At 69.1% G+C, this 17294-nt stretch carries 16 protein-coding genes; 7 read left to right on the top strand and 9 right to left on the bottom strand.

Annotated features, from left to right (window positions below; genetic code table 11):
- Positions 1-7: 7 nt before the first annotated feature.
- The 8 genes from OED01_RS15520 to OED01_RS15485 form a co-directional block, all read right to left on the bottom strand.
- On the bottom strand, positions 8-1102 hold the full coding sequence (locus tag OED01_RS15520; protein ID WP_264156184.1) for a hypothetical protein: 1095 nt from the start codon (positions 1100-1102) through the stop codon (positions 8-10).
- Positions 1096-1854, bottom strand: coding sequence for a hypothetical protein (locus OED01_RS15515; protein ID WP_264156183.1), 759 nt, complete (start codon positions 1852-1854; stop codon positions 1096-1098). The genes OED01_RS15520 and OED01_RS15515 overlap by 7 nt, the downstream gene beginning before the upstream one ends.
- Positions 1851-2843 (bottom strand): vWA domain-containing protein, encoded by a 993-nt coding sequence (locus tag OED01_RS15510; RefSeq protein ID WP_264156182.1) that lies wholly within the window; start codon positions 2841-2843, stop codon positions 1851-1853. Before OED01_RS15510 ends, OED01_RS15515 begins: the two co-directional genes overlap by 4 nt.
- Positions 2840-3826 carry a VWA domain-containing protein gene (locus OED01_RS15505; protein WP_264156181.1) on the bottom strand — a complete coding sequence of 329 codons (987 nt, stop codon included), beginning with the start codon at positions 3824-3826 and terminating at the stop codon, positions 2840-2842. The genes OED01_RS15510 and OED01_RS15505 overlap by 4 nt, the downstream gene beginning before the upstream one ends.
- On the bottom strand, positions 3817-4308 hold the full coding sequence (locus OED01_RS15500) for a hypothetical protein (protein ID WP_264156180.1): 492 nt from the start codon (positions 4306-4308) through the stop codon (positions 3817-3819). Before OED01_RS15500 ends, OED01_RS15505 begins: the two co-directional genes overlap by 10 nt.
- On the bottom strand, positions 4295-5182 hold the full coding sequence (locus tag OED01_RS15495; protein ID WP_264156179.1) for a DUF58 domain-containing protein: 888 nt from the start codon (positions 5180-5182) through the stop codon (positions 4295-4297). Before OED01_RS15495 ends, OED01_RS15500 begins: the two co-directional genes overlap by 14 nt.
- 3 nt (positions 5183-5185) lie before the next feature.
- Entirely contained in the window at positions 5186-6307 is a 1122-nt protein-coding gene (locus tag OED01_RS15490; protein ID WP_264156178.1) for an AAA family ATPase, read from the bottom strand.
- A gap of 190 nt (positions 6308-6497) precedes the next feature.
- Complete coding sequence (locus OED01_RS15485; RefSeq protein WP_264156177.1) at positions 6498-7064, bottom strand: hypothetical protein; 567 nt, start codon at positions 7062-7064, stop codon at positions 6498-6500.
- A gap of 147 nt (positions 7065-7211) precedes the next feature.
- Here OED01_RS15485 and OED01_RS15480 point away from each other — a divergent pair, with 147 nt between their 5' ends.
- Both OED01_RS15480 and OED01_RS15475 read left to right on the top strand, forming a co-directional pair.
- Positions 7212-8711, top strand: a complete 1500-nt coding sequence (locus OED01_RS15480; protein ID WP_264156176.1) for a sensor histidine kinase — start codon at positions 7212-7214, stop codon at positions 8709-8711.
- 1 nt (position 8712) lies between these two features.
- Positions 8713-9369 (top strand): response regulator transcription factor, encoded by a 657-nt coding sequence (locus OED01_RS15475; protein WP_264156175.1) that lies wholly within the window; start codon positions 8713-8715, stop codon positions 9367-9369.
- A gap of 10 nt (positions 9370-9379) precedes the next feature.
- On the opposite strand, the gene OED01_RS15470 is transcribed toward OED01_RS15475, so the two are convergent.
- A complete protein-coding gene (locus tag OED01_RS15470; RefSeq protein ID WP_264156174.1) occupies positions 9380-10066 on the bottom strand; it encodes a Pr6Pr family membrane protein in 687 nt (228 codons plus the stop codon).
- Positions 10067-10223: 157 nt separating this feature from the next.
- On the opposite strand from OED01_RS15470, the gene OED01_RS15465 reads away from it, so the two are divergent.
- The 5 genes from OED01_RS15465 (at position 10224) to OED01_RS15445 (ending at position 17098) form a co-directional block, all read left to right on the top strand.
- The gene (locus tag OED01_RS15465) at positions 10224-10880 is read left to right on the top strand and encodes a GntR family transcriptional regulator (protein ID WP_264156173.1); all 657 of its coding nucleotides are present in this window, start codon (positions 10224-10226) and stop codon (positions 10878-10880) included.
- Positions 10881-11021: 141 nt separating this feature from the next.
- Entirely contained in the window at positions 11022-13172 is a 2151-nt protein-coding gene (locus OED01_RS15460) for an adenylate/guanylate cyclase domain-containing protein (protein ID WP_264156172.1), read from the top strand.
- The gene (locus OED01_RS15455) at positions 13169-14599 is read left to right on the top strand and encodes a mechanosensitive ion channel domain-containing protein (protein ID WP_264156171.1); all 1431 of its coding nucleotides are present in this window, start codon (positions 13169-13171) and stop codon (positions 14597-14599) included. Before OED01_RS15460 ends, OED01_RS15455 begins: the two co-directional genes overlap by 4 nt.
- Before the next feature lie 103 nt (positions 14600-14702).
- Positions 14703-15989 carry an adenylosuccinate synthase gene (locus OED01_RS15450; protein ID WP_264156170.1) on the top strand — a complete coding sequence of 429 codons (1287 nt, stop codon included), beginning with the start codon at positions 14703-14705 and terminating at the stop codon, positions 15987-15989.
- Positions 15989-17098 carry a lactonase family protein gene (locus tag OED01_RS15445; protein WP_264156169.1) on the top strand — a complete coding sequence of 370 codons (1110 nt, stop codon included), beginning with the start codon at positions 15989-15991 and terminating at the stop codon, positions 17096-17098. Before OED01_RS15450 ends, OED01_RS15445 begins: the two co-directional genes overlap by 1 nt.
- Positions 17099-17294 lie beyond the last annotated feature (196 nt).

Raw genomic sequence — 17294 nt, 5'->3', positions numbered from 1 at the left:
CCGACGCTCAGTACCCCGGGTACTCCTCGAGCTTCTGCTCGAACTCGGCTCGGTCGGCTTCGCTGAGCAGCTCGGGCGCGAGGAACATGATCTGCAGTCCTTCGACCGGTTCGCCGGTGCGCGCGGACTGCGCCTCGCGGGATGCCGTGAACTCGCCCGTCTCGTCGTGCGAGGTGTCGTAGATCGTGGCGTAGAACCGGCGCGGGTCGGGGTAATCGTCGCTGTACCACTCCCAGGTGTCCTGCGTGCGCGGATCAGCCGATCCGTAGAGCTTCTCGCGCATGGACTCGTCGAGCCCCGATGTCTCGTCGTTCAGCGAGATGATCCCCCACATCCCGTGCTCGGTCAGCACCTCGTCGATCACGTCCATGACCGCGAGCTTGCGATCGTGGTCGTGGATCGGCTCGTTCGTGCCCCACTTGGCCGACGTGTACTGCACGAGCATGGACTCGCCCCCGTAGCCGTTGCGCTCCGGGCGCAGGTCCTCGTCGCCCGCCTGGGTCCAGGTGTAGCCGAACTCGGCGCTGAGGCGGTCCCGCATGTCCGCGAGCGCGGCATCCGAGGATGCGCGGATCTCCTCGAGCGACGGCTGCGCGAGGATGTCCGCGTTCGAGGTCCCCTTGATCCCGGGGTAGGCCTCCTCGTGCTTCTGCTCGGCCGTCTTGCGGCCCTCGTAGCTGCCGGATGCCGACGTCTGCACCGCTCCCATCGCGCCGACGGTCGCGGTGTTGAACAGCAGGGCGATGGACAGCGCCACGGCTCCGAGCCGACGACCGCGCCGCGTGAGCAGCGCGGCGATCGCGATGCCGACGACGACGAGCTGCAGGGCGAGCATCGTGACGCCGTAGATCGTGTCCGTTCCGCCGGCGAGGAACGTGCCGAGCAGGATCACGGCGAACAGGATGCCGGAGACCAGCGCGATCCACCCGATGGCGTTCGCCGGCCGCTTCGGCTCCTCGATCGTCGCGACGGCGTTCTGCACCGCGATCGCAGCGGGATCCGGCGTCCGGCGCGCACCCCGGTAGCCGCCGGGAGGCGGCAGGGGCGGAGCGCCGTCGGAGTTCGTGACGTAGCGGGACCGCTGCTGTTCGGGATCTACCATGGCTTGTCCGTCCCGGAGCCCGAGCCGTCGCCCTCGTCGTTCTCCTGCCGCTCCTCGCGGCCCTGGTCCAGCCGGTCCTCGAGGTTCTCGAGCTGGTCCTCGGACGGCTGCTCCTGCTCCTCCTGCGGCTCCTGGGGCTGCTCAGGTTGCTCCTGCTGCTCCTGCTGTTTCTGCTTGAGCCGCTCCTCGAGCTCGTCGATCGTCTCGCCCATGCTGCGTTCGGGGTCGGAGGACTGCTCGTCGGCCTCGGGTTCCCCGCATTCTGCGGGAGTCTCCAGCGTGACGGTGAGCGCCTCGGCGTACAGCGCGGTGGCGCCTGGTCCGTCACCCTCATCGCGCGCCGCGTCGCCCATCTGCTCGATCACGAGCGCGAGGTTGACGCGGACGCCGCAGACCTCGAGGCCGTGCGCCAGAGGCAGCGCCTCCTCGAACTTCGCGCGCGCCTCGGGGAGCTGCAGCGAGGCGGCGAGCCCTGTGCCGACGTTGAAGGGCGCCTTGTACGGCTCGAACCAGTTCAGGAGCTCCTGCCCGTGGGCGGCGCGGATCGTCCCCTCGTAATCGCCGACGACATAGGAGGTGATCGACTGATGCGCGAACGCGTACATGCTGAGGAGCTTGCCGGTGAGCAGCAGCGCGGCGATCGTCAGCGGGAGCGTGCCGATCACGATCCATTTCCGGATGCTGCGGCGGCGCCGGTTCGCGGCGAGCAGTGCGGCCGCGGCGTCCGTCGGCGTGGGAGCGGGCGCGGTCATACGTCACCCCCTGCCCGCACGGTGAGTCCGCGCAGCCGTGCGACACGCGCAGTCGCCACCGCGAGCTCCACGGCCAGCAGCAGCATCATGAGCGCCGCGGCGATCCAGTACAGCTCGATCACGTTGCCCACCTCGCCGGATTCGGCGTAGTTCGTGGTCGTCGTCGGCGCCTCGGGCAGATCGATCGCGGCATCCGCCGTCCGATGCTGGTACGGGATGCCGAGCTCATCGGCGATCGTCTGCAGGGTCGCCTCGTCGATCACCGACAGGGCGTCAGCGCCCTGGTACTGGATGTACGACCCGCCGGAGTCTCCGAGGGAGGTGTCCTTCATGGGGCCGCCCTCGGCCGTGCCGTAACCCAGCACGGACCCGCCGTCGGTGTACTCCGCGCTCGCGGCGAACGACTCCGGCTCCGTGGCAGCCGTCTGCTCGCCGTCGCCGAAGTAGAACACCATCCGGGACCGATCCGGCGAAGTCTCGGCCGCACTCTGCAGCGTCTCCGACACGAGCGCGCTCGCGATGCCGACCGACGACCCCTGCGACTGCGCGGTGACCTCGGGGCGGAGCACCTCCATCGCCGAGGCGAGAGCCGTCGTGTCGGTGGTCAACGGCATCCGCAGTTCCGCATCGGCGTCGAACGTGACCAGCGCGAAGCGGGCCCCTGGGTACTCGTCGATGATGGACTGCACGTCCGCGCGGACGCCGTCCAGGCGCGGCTGATCACCGGCCCAGTCCTCCGCGACGATGCTCGCGGTCGTGTCGACGACCAGCACGATGTCGGTGTCGGTCGCCAGTGTCTGGCTCGTTCCCCCCGGGATGCCGGGGCGCAGCAGCAGCGCGCAGCATGCCAGGACGAGCACGAGACGGAGAGCCCACAGCATCCGTCCGCGAGCAGCGGGAGCCTTGACCAGGCAGTACACCGTCAGCGCGACGAGCGGCAGGCCGATCGCAGCGATGAGCCAGGGGTTCAGCACGGGCTGGAAGATCACAGTCGCACCCTCCACAGCACCACGATGAGACCGAGCACGGGGAGCACGAGAAGGACGATCCACAGGTTCGGGTGGTCGCTCCAGACGACCTGTGCCTGCCCACGGAGCTCGGTGGCCTCCTCCTCCTGCACCTGCGTGACGATGTCGCCGACGGTCGTCGTCTCGCGCAGACCGAAGGCCGCGCCGCCGGTGGCCTCCGCCGCCGCGATGAGCTCCTCGCTGGGGCCGGCGTCCTTGCCCTCTACGGGGTTGAGCGCGAACACGCGGATCGCCTTGGATGCCGCGTACGCCGCGGCTTCCTCCAGGGTCACGATGGAGGCGCCGTTGACCTCGTTGTCGGTGGCCAGGATGATCGATCGGCTGCGCTCGTCGCCCTCGTGATCGAAGCCCATGGCGCAGGAGGCGAGTCCGTCGCCGATGAGCGACGCACCAGGACCGTTCAGGGTGCCGACCCAGTGCTCCGGGATCTCCTCCGCGTACTCGAAGCTCTCGCTGATGCGCTGCAGGTGCTCGCGGACGAAGTCGTAGTCGTCGGTCAGGGGGAAGATCTGCACGGCCGAGCTGTTGAAGATGACCAGCCCGATGCGCTCGCCTTCGAAGCCGTCCAGCAGTTCGTCGAAGACGGTCAGCACTTCGATGTCGACATCGGTCATGGAGCCGGAGACATCCAAACACAGCATGATGTCGCGGCTCGTGTTCACGGGCTGGATGGTCTGCGACGACATCGGGCGGGCGGCCACGACGCCTGCGATCAGCACGGTGACGGCCGCGAGAGCCAGCAGGCCGGTCAGCGCGAGAGCGCGTCGGTGGATCGCCTGGCGGAACGACGGCAGGATGCGCAGCCGCTCGGCGCGGGCGATCGGGGCGGCGTCGACCGCGGCATCCGCTCTGCGACGGCGGAACCCGGCCAGCAGGCCGATGCCCACCGCGATCAGCACGGCGAGGACGGCGCCGACGAGCATCCAGATGTTCGCTAGTTCCATGCCGTCACCACCGTTCTGGCGGCGGCGATTCCCGCCGCAGGGTCGATGGCGGGTCCGCGGCGGAAGACACTCGGGTAGTAGTGCCGGTGAAGCGCGTCGATGAGCGCGGGGTGGACCCCGAGCGCGATGAGGTCGTCGAGCGCGAGCACCGGAGCCTCGACGCCGCTGTACTCGTTGACGAACGCGCGCACCGTGCGGCTGAGCTCGAGGTTGGCGCGCTTGGCGTCGATCTCGCCGGAGCCGTAGGCCGCCTCGATGCGATCGATCTGCTGCAGGTACTCGGCCCGGAGGACCGCGAGCACCTCGTCGATGCGCGTCGGGCCCAGCGGTGCGACGCCGGCGAGCTCCAGCCGACGCTTCGGCCTGGTCAGGACGACGACGATCCAGGCGGCCAGGATCAGGACGGCCAGGATGCCGAGCGCGAGCAGCATCCAGCCCCAGCCGTACTGGGCCGGCGGGTAGAGCTCATCAGAACCGGACATTCGCCCTCCGGTTCAGCATGCGCAGGAGTGCCGTGACCGCGCCGTCCTGCGTGTCCAGGTCGACCCGGCTGATCTCGAGCCGGTCGAGCAGCTCGTCTCGGCGGGCGGCGTCGGCGGACGCGAGAGCCGTCAGCTCCCGCACGATCGCCTCGTCGCCCTGGACGAAGTCGGGTACCTGCCATCGGCTGTACACGTCGGCGCGCACGCGACCGGTGGTGTGGTCGAGCACCGGGTCGGCGTCGCGCAGGGCGATCCAGAGCACGTCGTGCTGCACGCGCAACCGGCGCAGCAGCCGCTCGGTCTCCTGGGTCACCGGGGCCTCGTCGGTGACGACCACGAGGATCATGCGCCGCGAGATGGTGCGCGCGACGTAACCGAGGAGTCCGTCCCGGTCGCTCGGGGCCGTGCTGGTGTCGACGGCGTGGTCGATGCGTCGGAGGGCGTGCTCGAGGGCGCCCTCGCTGCGCGCCGGGGCCATCCGCCGGATGCCCGAGGCGTCGCCGTGCACCACGGTGAAGTCGTCGCCGTGGCGCAGCGACAGGATGCCGAGAGCCCCTGTGGCGAGGATCGCGAGCTCCTTCTTCGGACGCTCGTCGTGCGCCAGGGCGGTCATGCCGCGGCCGGTGTCGACGACGAACATCACGGTGTGCATCCGGAGGGCCCTGTGGCGCTTGACCAGTGGCGTGCCCTGTTTCGCCGTGGCGCGCCAGTCGATGTCGCGCACCTGATCGCCGTACTCGTAGGCGCGCAGGTCCTCGAAGTCGTGGCTGCGCCCGCGCATGAGCGAGGCGTACGCGCCGTCGAGCGCGTGCATCGACTTCTGCGACGAGTGGATGAAGAGCTTCGCCCTCACCCTGGTGATCAGGCTGGTCATGCGTTACGGGGTCGGCACCGCGGCGAAGATCAGGTCGATGATGTCCTCGCTGCGGACGCCCTCGGCATCCGCTTCGAACGTCAGCAGCACGCGGTGCCGCAGGACCAGGTGGCGGAGCGTGCGGATGTCCTCCGGGACGACGTGCGTGCGCCCCATGAGCAGGGCGAGGGCCCTGGAAGCCTGCAGGAATGCGATGGATGCCCGAGGGCTCGCGCCGTACTTGATGAGGCGGGCGCGCTCCTCGCCGATGTAGGGCGCCGGGTTCCGCGTGACGTACGCGAGCTGGACGATGTAGTTGCGGATCGACGCGTCCACGTAGACGCGGCTCGCGATGTCCTGCAGCTGCTCGATGTCGGCGAGGGACACCGCGCTGCCGACGTGGCGGTCGGGGTCGAGCACACCGGAGTCGATCCGGTTGAGGATCTCGAACTCCTCCGCAGGGCTCGGGTACTCGACGATCTCCTTGAGCAGGAAGCGGTCCATCTGCGCTTCGGGGAGTTCGTAGGTGCCCTCCTGCTCGATCGGGTTCTGCGTCGCGATGACGAGGAAGGGTCGGGGGAGGTGGTGCACCTCGCCGCCGATCGTGGTCTGGTGCTCCTGCATCGCTTCGAGCATGGCCGACTGCGTCTTGGCGCTGGAGCGGTTGATCTCGTCGAGCAGTACGAAGTTCGCGTGCACGGGGCCGAGCACGGTGCGGAACGAGCCGGTCGCGGCGTCGTAGATCTGGTTGCCCGTGATGTCGCTGGGGAGCAGGTCGGGGGTGCACTGGATGCGCTTGAACTGCGCGCGGACCGTGTCGGCCAGCGTACTGGCGGCGGTGGTCTTCGCGAGCCCTGGGACGCTCTCGAGCAGGATGTGTCCGCCGGCGATGAGCGCGATCAGCAGGCTCAGGCGCAGCCGCTCCTGGCCGACCATCTTCGCCGAGTACGCGTCGGTGATGATCCGGAGGATCTCCGTCGCGCGGGAGAGCTCGGCGTCGTTCGTCTGTGGGCCGGACGCCTGACCGGTTGCTGCGGGCGGCTTGGGTGCGGTCGCGGCGGGGACGCTGCTGATCGGGGGAGTGGGCGCCGGCGGGGGCGGCGGGATCGCCGGGCCGCCGTTCGCCGCGGGATAGGGCTGGCTCATCTCGGTCTCCTCGCTCGCACCCGGGAGACACGTCGATGCCGTCCCCCGGGGAACAGCGTAACCCGCGGGCGGAATGCGGGTCGGCCTTCGAGCGCCGTCGAAGAGATCCGGCGGCCGACGTTCACGCGAACGGGGGATTCGCGCATTGGGGAGGGGGGAACGTCGGCCGCCGAGCTTGTGGGGAACCGGGTCAGCGGCTCCGTCCGTCTTTGTCGCGACGGTCGTCGTCGCCGCCGCGATGGCCGCGGTCGTCATCGCGGTGACGGTCATCACCGCGATGACGGTCATCGTCCTTGCGGAAGTCGGCGTCATCGGACGGGCTGCGCGGTTCGGGATTCACACGGACCGGCTCGTCGCGGTCGTCACGATCGCCTCGGTCATGCCGGTCGCGACCGTCGCGTCCGCCGTTGCCGCCGGGCGTCGTGGGGGAGACGGGTGCCGGGGCGACGGTGGAGCCGCCGTCACCTTCGCCATCGCTGTCACCGTCGTCGACCGGCGCAGGCGCCGGGACGACAGGGGCCGGGACGGGAACGGCGGATGCGGCGGGCGGAGCCGGGGTCGGCGTCCGGATCGTTTCGTTGCGGTCGAGGATCACCTCGTCCGTCATGACGACGTCCGTCACGACGCCGCCGGGGATGACGACGCTGGTCGACTCCGGCTCGGCTGCGCCGAATCCGGATGCCACGGCAGGAGCGGTCACCACGACGAGGCCGAGCGCGCCGGCGACGGCAGCCGTCACCAGGGTCTTCCTGTTCATCGGGTCCTCTCCCCAGACCGCGCGAAAGCGCTGTGTCCCGTATATCAGGATGACGGACGGATCTAACGGCCCGGGTAAAGGAAGATGAAAGCTCTTTTAGATCCGAAGGCATGGGTTCCGGCATCCGCATCCCCGACAATGGTTCCCATGCCAGTGCGCGAGCCGAACGCACCCGACGCGCGTTCCGACGCTGCCGGGTTCTCGGTGCGGGCGCGGCTGACGATCGTCATCACGCTGGTCGCGGCGCTCGGGATGCTGGCCGTCGGCCTGGCCGTGTACGCGGTCGAACGGCATCGGATCACCGAGAGCGTGCAGGATCAGCTCCGGGCGGATCTGGAGTCGGTGCGTCTCATCGTCGGGACGCCCCCGGATGGCGGGTGGGCCGACGCCACGGAAGCGCTCACCAGCGTGATGCGCGTGATCGTGCCCGGCGTGACCGGCGGCACGATGGGAGTGATCGACGGCGAGGTCGCGCTCGTCCCCGGCATCGGACGAAGCGTCGACCCCAGCGCGGACGAGGACTTCGTTGCGCTCGTGGTCGACGAGACCGCCGGTGGAGAGGTGGTGGCCGGCACGTATCGGGAGAACGGGCGGAACTGGGCCTACCTCGCAGCACCCATCGAGGTGTCGTCCGACCAGGACACCGCAGCGGTGTTCGTCACGGTCTATGACCTCGACCTGGAGTACGGCGGGCTCGAGCTGTCGGCCCGCGCCTACCTGATCGCCGCGGCCGTCGCTGTCGCGCTGATCGCGGCGGTGTCATGGTTCGTATCGACGCGACTTCTGCGGCCGTTGCGCGACATGCGGGAGATGGCGGAGCGCGTCTCGGCGCAGTCGCTCGACGAGCGCCTGCCCCAGCTCGGACGGGACGACGTCTCGAGCCTCGCCCGCACGATGAACGGGATGCTCGACCGCCTCGACGAGGCGATGGCCGCGCAGCGGCGGCTGCTGGGAGACGTGGGTCATGAGTTGAAGACGCCGCTGACGATCGTGCACGGCTACCTCGACGTCATGGACGCGAAGGATCCGATCGACGTCGAGCACACCCGGCGTCTTGCCGTCGACGAGATCGAGCGGATGGGGCGCCTGGTCGGCGACCTCGTGGACGTGGCGGTGCTGCTCGACGATGAGGGCCTGCGTCGCGCGCACGTTCCGGCCGGGACGCTGCTGCGAACGATCGCGCAGAAGGCGACGATGATCGCGGACTCGGAGGTCGTCCTCGGCGAGATCGCCGAAGCGGATGCCGAGATCGACGCTGCGCGCATCACTCAGGCCATGCTGCAGCTCATCCAGAACGCGACGACGCACGGCGGGGGCGCGGTCGAGCTCTCCTCCGCGATCATCGGCTCTCGACTCCTGCTGCGCGTCAGGGACCACGGCCCCGGCATCCCTGATGAGGACAAGCAGCGCATCTTCGAGCGCTTCCAACGACTCCAGGACGGCGGCCGCGGCCCCGATGGCAGCGGCCTCGGGCTCAGCATCGTCCAGTTGATCGCCGAACAGCACGGCGGCGAGGCTCTCGTCGAGGATGCCGAGGGCGGCGGTGCACTGTTCACGCTGAGCATCCCGATCTCGCCCGACGCGGCATCCGAAGCCGACGACGCGGATACGCTGGAACCGCAGGCGCGACCGACGGGAGGCGAGTGAGATGCCCTCGATCCTCATCGCCGATGACGAACCGCGCATCGCCGGTTTCCTCGAGAAGGGTCTGCGGGCCGCCGGGTTCGCCACCCGGGTCGCGAACAACGGGCGTCAGGCGCTCGAGCTCGCCCTCACCGACGAGTTCGACCTGCTCGTGCTCGACGTCAACATGCCGGAGATGACCGGGTTCGAGGTGCTCGAGCAGCTCCGCGGTACTGGCTCGCAACTGCCCATCATCATGCTCACGGTGCGCATCGAGTTGCGCGACACCGTCGCGGGTCTCGAAGGCGGCGCGGACGACTACATCGCCAAGCCGTTCCGGTTCGAGGAACTGCTCGCCCGCATCCGCCTGCGCATGAGGCAGTCCAGGACGCCCACGATCAACGAGCTCGTCCACGGTGATCTCGTGATCGACCTGTCCGCTCGAAGGGCGCGAGTCGACGGCGTGGAGATCGACCTCACCGCGCGTGAGTTCGCCCTGGCGGAGGAGTTCGTGCGGCATCCGGGGCAGGTGCTCAGTCGCGAGGTCCTGCTCAGCCGCATCTGGGGGTACGACTTCGACCCGGGGTCCAACGTCGTCGACGTCTACATCGGGCACCTGCGCGGAAAGCTCGGAGCCGAGCGCATCGAGACCGTCCGCGGCATGGGCTACCGGATGCCGTGATGCCGGTCCGTCAGGCGCGGATGCCGCGGCGCCGGCCGATCCACACCACGAACGCGCCGACCAGCACGATGACGGCGGCGATGCCGACGACATAGCCCGCGACGCCGATGTACCCGCCCGGCACCTGGTGCGGGTCGAGGAACGGGTAGGGGTACCACCACGGGCGACCGTAGAGCGGCGAGGTGATGTGCTCGGCGCGCAGCAGCGTGTACACCGCCCACACGATCGGGAACGCCGCGACGATCCAGAGCGCCGACCACGACAGGCCGCGGCGGCGCGGAGCGAACAGCACGTCGAGCAGCATCACCAGCGGCATCACCACATGCAGCGTCTCGTTGGTCCACACATCCGAGAGCCCTGCCAGCGGGATGTTGCGCAGCAGGATGTTGTAGACGATGCCGGTGACGATCATGTACGAGCTCGCGCAGACGAACAGCGTCGCGAGCCAGGCGGGCTCGGCATCCGTGTCTCGCCGGTGGCGCAGCAGCCAGATGCCGCCGATGATCAGCGCGACGACCGCGATGAGGTTCGACAGGATCGTGAAGTAGCTGAAGAAGTTCGTCACGACCGTCGGAACGTGCGATCCCCATTCCGTGTCGGAAGCGAACGCGTTGCTGATCGCGAGCCAGGCCTGCCGCGTGATCGCGGCTGCACCGAGCACGGCTGCAGCGAGTCTGACGTACGGCCACCAGGTCATGTGTTCCTCCGGGCGTCAGCGTAGCGGGCATCGCGCACGGAGGGATATATCGCGCACGCATATCGCCGATTCGGGGTGACGGAGCGCTCGATCGAGCCCGGACGTGCTTAGGGTGGGTGGGAACTGGGGGGTTCGCGGCAACAGAAAGGCCGAGAACATGGGGATAGCAGACGCGAAACTGGATGAACGACTGCGGCTGCACGAGAACGGCGCCGTCTCGCTCGGCGACCGGGTCGACGACGTCCTTCGGGACGCGATCGTGGCGGAGCAGCTGGAGCCGGGAGAGCGGCTGAGCGACAAGGAGATCGCCGAGGTGCTCGGCATCTCGCGCACGCCGGTGCGCGAGGCGCTGCAGCGGTTGACCTGGATCGGGCTGGTGGAGGTCTCGCCGAGTCGGTACACCCGCGTGACCGAGGTGTCCGACGAGCTGGCGGCCGGATCACTCGAGTACACCGTTCTGCAGGCGGGGCTGGCCATGCAGCTCGCCGTGCAGCGGATGGACGAGGCGGAGCTCGCCGAGGCCGTCTCGTATCTCGACCGCATGATCGAGGCCGCCGACCAGGATGACTCCCGGGCTCTGGTGGGCGCGGCGCGGGTGTTCATCGGATACCTCGCGCGGCACTCCGGCAACGCCGTGCTCGCACGCGTCATGCTCGAAGCCGCGCCGCTGCTCGAACGCAACCTGCGCCGGGTGCGCTTCGACACGAGCCCGCGCTCGGAGACCTATCGGCAGATGCGCGAGGCGATGCTCGCGCGGGATGCGGATGCCGCCGAATCCCTGCTGCGCCGCCCCCTACGGCCCTGGGGGGACTGACTGATACCGACGCGAATCCGTCGATCGAAGGGCTTCCGCGGCCGGGCGGTATATCGCTAGAGTCGTGCCCGGAGAGGGGCGTCCGTGGCGTGGCGGCGACGGCGAACGTCGCGTCGGCCCCGGACCGGACGAGGGGATGCGATGTCGGAGATAGCGGCGACGGTCGAGGAGAAGCGGGCGAGGCGACTGCGCAAGACGCGGCGCTTCGGGATCAGCATCCAATCGAAGCTCCTGCTCATGCTGCTCGCGACGGCGCTCGTCACGGCTCTCGTCGTCGGGATCATCGGCGTCGTCAACGGTCGGCAATCGCTGCTGCAGGCGGCCCAGGCGCACATGACCTCGATCCGGGAGATGCGCGCGCACGAGATCGAGCAGTCGCTCACCGCATTGCAGAAGTACGTGGTGGCGCTGTCCTCCCGGGAATCGGTCATCGAGTCCACGAAGGCGTTCGACGCGGCGTGGCACGAACTCGAGGATCAGCCCCTCGACCCGGCACGCGAGGAGGCGCTCGACGTCTTCTACGACGATGTCTTCGTCCCCGCTCTCGAGGAGCGCTCCGGGTTGGACTTCGACAAAGTGACGCTGCTTCCGCAGACGGATGCCGGCAAGTACCTGCAGTCGGTGTACACCGCCTCGACGCCCGAATCGGCGGATCGGCTCGAGATCCTCGACCCGGGCGACGGCAGCACGTACTCCGCGCTGAACGAGCGCTACCACCACATCTACCGGACGGCCATCGAGGATCTCGGTTACCAGGACCTGCTCGTGGCGAACGAGCACGGTGAGATCGTCTACTCCGCCTACAAGGGGGAGGACCTCGGCCTGAGCCTGCACGAGGGCGCGTACGCGAATTCTCTGCTGACGGAGGCGTTCGAGCGCGTGATGACGTCCGGCTCCGCTTCGGCGGTCGTCACGACGGACTTCGAGCGCTGGCAGCCGTCGGAGAATCGACCCAACATGTGGGTGGTGTCCTCCATCGCCGACGACGAAGGCGTGTACGGCGCTTTGATCGTGCAGGTTCCGATGTCGACCATCAACGACCTCACGACGGCGAACGGGGATTGGGTCGAGCAGGGCTTCGGGAACACCGGTGAGGTGTACGTGGTCGGTGCCGACGACCTGATGCGCAGCAACTCGCGCCTGCTCGTGGAGGATCCCGAGGCATTCGCGCAGCGCTCGCGCGCCGGCGGAACGGCGCAGGCGACGGTGGACACGATGCTGCGGCACGGCGGGAGCATCCTGCAGCAGCCGATCGTGTCGGCGGCCGTCGAAGCGGCGCAACGAGGCGACTCGGGGGTGATCGTCAACCGGGACTACCTGGGCGGCGAGAGCGTTTCGGCATATCAGCCGTTGCAGATCGGCGACCTGGACTGGGTCATCGTCGCCCGGGCGGACACGAGCGAGGCGTACGCTGCTGTCAACGACTTCACGCGGAATCTGATCCTGTCCGCTCTCGCCCTGCTACTGCTGGTGAGCTTCGCCGCTCTCGCCCTCGCGCAGACGTTCTCGCGTCCGATCCGCAAGCTCGCCGGCGCGGTGCGCGAGGTGGCGGCCGGCGATTACAGTGTTCGGGCTCCGGTGACCGGCAGGGACGAGGTCGGCGAGCTCGGCAACGCCTTCAATGACATGGCCGAGAGCCTGCAGCTCAAGCAGCAGCTCCTCGACGAGGAGCGCGCCGAGAACGACCGCATCATGAGCACCCTCATGCCGCCGGAGGTGGCGGAGCGCTACCGCGCCGGTGAGGAGGCGATCGCGCAGGCGCACAAGAACGTCTCTGTCGTGTTCGCCGAGCTCACCGACTTCGACGCTTTCGCACGCGATCTGAGCGAGCAGGAGGAGATCACCGCGCTCAACGAGCTCATGCGCCTGTTCGACGAGGCCGCCAAGAAGACCGGCGTCGAGAGCGTGCGGACACTGCGGGGCGGCTACCTCGCCTCGTGCGGGCTCATGTCGCCCCGGGTGGATGCCGTGCGCCGAGCCGTGCAGTTCGCCATCGAGATGCGGGCCGCTGTGGGGCGCTTCAATGCGCAGCACGGTTCGAGCATCGACGTGCGCGCCGGCGTCGACTCCGGAATGGTGACCAGCGGCGTCGTGTCGCGCTCCAGCCTCGCGTACGACCTGTGGGGTGATGCTGTGAACCTCTCGCAGCGCGTCCGAACCGTCACCTCGGAGCCCGGCGTGTACGTCAGTGACACCGTGCGCGGCCGCCTGCAGGAGACGGTCGGCTTCGAGGAGGCCGGAACGCTCGAGGTCGACGGGTCGGAGCAGACCGTGTGGCGGGTGATCGGGTGAGCGGCGTCGTCAACCCCTTCGATGAGGGCTGGGGGTGGTGGGCGCTCGCGCTCGCCGTCGGGCTGCCGCTGCTGCTGGTCGTGACGAGCGAGGTGCTGCACGAGCTCACCCGACGAGGGTCGCCGGCGGCGAAGCCGGTGCGATTCCTGCGCAACTGGGTGCTGCCGTTCGCCGCCCTGTTCGTTCTCCTCGCGTTCGCGCTGCAGTCCCCGGCCGACCAGGTGTGGCTGCGGATCGTCGCGACGCTCTTCGGCACGTTCGTGATCCTCCTCGTGCTGTCCGCGTTCAACGTGGGCATGAACCTGCGCCGCGGGGCGGGAAACGCCGCCTCGTGGCGGGGACGCGTTCCGAACATCTTCTTCGAGCTGGTGCGGCTGATCCTGGTCGTCATCGGTGTCGCGATCCTGCTCCAGTTCGTCTGGGGCGCGGATGTCGGCGCGATCTGGACCGGTCTCGGATTCGGATCGATCGTGCTCGGCCTCGCGCTGCAGAAGGCGGCGGGCGGCATCTTCTCCGGGCTCCTGCTGCTGTTCGAGTCGCCCTTCAAGATCGGGGACTCGATCGAGGGCGGCGGCGCCTCGGGACGTGTCGTCGACATCAACTGGCGCTCCGTGCACGTGCAGACCGCGAACGGGCTGCAGATCGTCCCCAATGCCGCGCTCGCCGACGGAGTCATCCTCAACAAGAGCCGGTCGGGAGGCATCTACAACGCTTCGGTCGATGTCGAATTCACCACGGACGACCCGCCCCACGAGGTCATCGAGTTGCTCGCGTCCACTGCGGCATCCCTACCGATGCTGGCTACCGACGCGCATCCGCGCGGCTCCTACCACGGGGCGGGCTCCTATTCGGTGTCGCTGCCGCTCGAGACGTCGGCCGACGAGGGGCGGGCGACCAGCCTCTTCCTGACCTGGCTCTGGTACGCGGCCCGTCGTCGCGGACTCGGGTTCAACGGCGACACCACGGACCCGCTGCAGGAGCCGGAGATCCGGGCGCGTGCGCTCGCCGTCGTCGAGAATGCCGTGCAGTTCGGCGATGCGCAGCGCGCTGCCGTGGATGCCGCGGCGGACCTCGAGCGCTACGGCATGGGGGAGACGATCATCCACAGGGGCGACGTGCTCGACAGGGTCGGGTTCATCGTCGACGGCGCCGTGCAGATGGTGCTGGAGACGGAGGAGGCCGGTCGGGTCGAGGTCGGCATCGCCGAGGCGGGCGAGTACATCGCGTCGACCGCGCTCGTCCGCCAGGCCCAGCTCGTGACGTGCCTCGCGCCGGGGGTGACCACGCTGATGTGGGTGCCGGTCGCGGTGCTCGACGAGCTGATCAATCAGCGCCCGGCCATCGCCGCTGAGTTCGGCGAGATGATCGAGGCCCGCCGCGGGCAGATCGCGAAGGCGCTCGAGCGTGCGGGACTGACGAAGGCGTGACACGTCGGGGGGCGTGTCCATCCCCCTTCGATAGGATGGAGCCGCCCGAAGCGGGCCAGCTCATCGGCCGGTGCAAACCCGGCGAAAGCAAGGGGGTTCACCCATGCCAGGAATCGTTATCGTCGGCGTCCAGTGGGGCGATGAGGGCAAGGGGAAGGCCACCGATCTGCTCGGTGAGCGCACCGACTGGGTCGTGAAGTTCAACGGCGGCAACAACGCCGGGCACACGGTCGTCGTCGGCGACGAGAAGTACGCGCTGCACCTGCTGCCCTCCGGCATCCTCTCGCCCGGAGTGAACCCGGTGATCGGCAACGGCGTCGTGATCGATCTCGAGGTGCTCTTCAGCGAGCTCGAGGCGCTGTCGGCGCGCGGCATCGACGTGTCGCGTCTGCGCGTCAGCGCGAACGCGCACATCATCACGCAGTACCACCGCACGCTCGACAAGGTCACGGAGCGCTTCCTCGGCAAGCGTCAGATCGGCACCACGGGCCGCGGGATCGGTCCGGCGTACGCCGACAAGATCAACCGCGTCGGCATCCGGGTGCAGGACCTGTTCGACGAGAACATCCTGCGGCAGAAGGTCGAGGGGGCGCTCGATCAGAAGAACCACCTGCTGGTGAAGATCTTCAACCGTCGCGCGATCACCGCCGATGAGATCGTCGATGACCTGCTCTCCTACGCCGAGCGGCTGCGCCCGATGGTCGCCGACACCGGTCACCTCATCGACGAGGCGCTCGGCCGCGGCGAGGTCGTCGTGTTCGAGGGCGGTCAGGCCACCATGCTCGATGTCGACCACGGCACCTACCCGTTCGTCACGTCGTCGTCTGCGACGGCCGGTGGGGCATCGACCGGGTCCGGTGTCGGCCCCGGTGCGCTCGATCGCATCGTCGGCATCGTCAAGGCGTACACGACGCGCGTCGGCTCGGGTCCGTTCCCGACCGAGCTGTTCGACGAGCAGGGCGAGTGGCTGCGCAAGCAGGGCTTCGAGTTCGGTACGACCACGGGTCGTCCGCGCCGGGTGGGCTGGTACGACGCTCCGATCACCCGCTATGCGACGCGCATCAACGGCATCACGGACCTCGTCCTCACCAAGCTCGACATCCTCACCGGGCTCGAGCGGATCCCGGTGTGCGTCGCGTACGACGTCGACGGCGTGCGCTTCGACGACGTGCCGGTGAATCAGACCGACTTCCACCACGCGAAGCCGATCCTGGAGTACTTCCCCGGTTGGAGCGAGGACATCTCGAAGGCGCGCAGCTTCGAGGATCTGCCGCAGAACGCGCAGGACTACGTGCTCGCGCTCGAGAAGATGAGCAGAACCCGCATCTCGGTGATCGGCGTCGGCCCGGAGCGCGACCAGGTCATCGTGCGCCACGACCTGCTCGACTGATGACCCGGTTCTGGCTCGGCGGCTACGGCGCCGGCATGGACGGTTCGGCCGACGGCATCGGTCTGCTTGCCGGAGACGCGCAGTCGGCCACCGCGCTCGCCTACCGCGGCGCGGTCGCCGAGGCGCCGTCGCCGTCGTGGCTGGCTCGGCATTCTCGGCTCGACGTCGTCTACGCGGCGCTGGAAGGGGATGCCGCGGTGCAGGCGTTCGTCCGCACGGGCGAGTCGAAGCTCGCACCCCTCGGTGAGCGCGTGCCCGTGGGCGAGTCGGTGTGCCATCTGGCCGTCGCGCCGAGCGGGCAGTACCTCGTCGCGTCCTGCTACGGCGACGGCAAGGTCGTGCGCATCGGTCTCGATGCCGACGGCCGCCCGGTTCCGGATGCCGTGGACAAGGCGGCGGCGCTGCGCGCCGCGCTGTTCGGCGAGGATCCGGATTCCGGAGCCGCCCCCCGGGCGGGCGTGGGCGCGGCGGCATCCGACCCGTACGACACCCCGGTCGGCACCGAGCCGAGGGTCTCGCATGCGCACGCGGCGGCGTTCCTACCGGACGGGCGTATCGTGACGACGGATCTCGGGTTCGATCTCGTGCGGTTCTGGCGTCCGACGGCGACCGGGCTCGCCCTCGATCACGAGGTCGTGCTGCCTCGTGGAACCGGTCCGCGCCACATGGTCGTGCACCCGAGCGGTCACCTTCATGTGGTGACCGAGTATTCGTGCGAGGTCTTCACGCTCGCGGCGGGCCCGGACGGCACCTGGGCCGTCGTATCCGCGACCCTTGCGAGCCCGATCGCCGAGGTCGGCGTCGACTTCCCTGCCGAGCTCGCGCGCAGTCACGACGGTCACGTGTTGTACACGGCGTTGCGCGGCAGCAATACGATTGCGGCTCTGCGGGTGCACGGCTCGGGCGATCGGCTGGAATCGATCGCGCTGGCCGATTCCGGCGTGGACTGGCCGCGTCACCATCTCGTGTTCGAAGGCAAGCTGCTCGTCGCCGGTCAGCGCTCCGACACGGTCGCGCTGCTCGACCTCGACGAGCGCACCGGCGTGCCGGTCGGTATCCGGCACACGACGCAGGCTCCGACCCCGACTCACTTCCTGCCGGTGCGCTGAGCGCGTCTTCTCGGGAGGGCGCCGGCACGATTCGCCCTGGGGGACGCTGAGGGGCGAGCTTCCGAAACGGCCTGGGCGCATGGTGGCGACGTCCGGCATCGCCTGGCCGCCCGGCTGGTGCTGTGGTCCGGTCGCGCAGTGTGCGGGGGCGTCGGGCATCGGCTCGGTGACCAGTCCGGTGCGTTGACCGGGCGCA

The organism is Microbacterium sp. M28 (assembly GCF_025836995.1).
In the GTDB taxonomy this organism is placed as follows: domain Bacteria; phylum Actinomycetota; class Actinomycetes; order Actinomycetales; family Microbacteriaceae; genus Microbacterium.
This window is presented reverse-complemented; position numbering and strand designations above follow the sequence as displayed.